The organism is Kitasatospora nipponensis (assembly GCF_039528135.1).
In the GTDB taxonomy this organism is placed as follows: domain Bacteria; phylum Actinomycetota; class Actinomycetes; order Streptomycetales; family Streptomycetaceae; genus Kitasatospora; species Kitasatospora nipponensis.
Genome location: NZ_BAAALF010001195.1, coordinates 1 through 509 on the forward strand (window position 1 = coordinate 1; position 509 = coordinate 509).

1 protein-coding gene is annotated in these 509 nt (G+C 67.6%); it reads right to left on the reverse strand.

What is annotated here, in order from left to right; genetic code table 11:
• A partial coding sequence (locus tag ABD323_RS45625; protein ID WP_344447801.1) for a discoidin domain-containing protein occupies window positions 1–425 on the reverse strand: 425 nt, incomplete at its 3' end.
• Window positions 426–509: the final 84 nt, after the last annotated feature.

The following is a 509-nucleotide window of genomic DNA, read 5'->3' on the forward strand; positions in this document are numbered from 1 at the left end:
ATCCTGACGTACCGTCCGGAACCGGTGACGTCGATCGTCTCCAGGCCGCCGGTGCCGTTGCTGGTGCTGTGGATCGTGGTCCAGTTGGTGCCGTCGGCCGAGGTCTGGAGCTGGTACGACTTCCCGTACGCGGCCTCCCAGTTGAGCACGACCCGGTTGACCGAGGTGCCGGCTCCGAGGTCGACCTGGATCCACTGGTTGTCCACGCCCTCGACGCTGGCCCAGCGGGTGGTGCCGCTGCCGTCGACGGGCTTGGCACCGCCGTAGGTGCTGGTCTCGGAGGAGGAGACGGTGACCGGCCGGTTGAGCGCGAGGTTGCCCGGGGCGGCGTTGGCGGGGCTCAGGGCGAGCAGGCTGGTGAGCAGCGCTCCGGCTGCCGTGGCCGCGCAGAGCGCGACCGAAGTCTTGCTTCTGGTAAGGGACATGGCGGGAGCATGTTGGCTCGGGAGGGTGGGGGTCAACAGGTAGGTTAGTAAAGTTTCCTAATGGAGACCGGTGTTCAGCGGGCT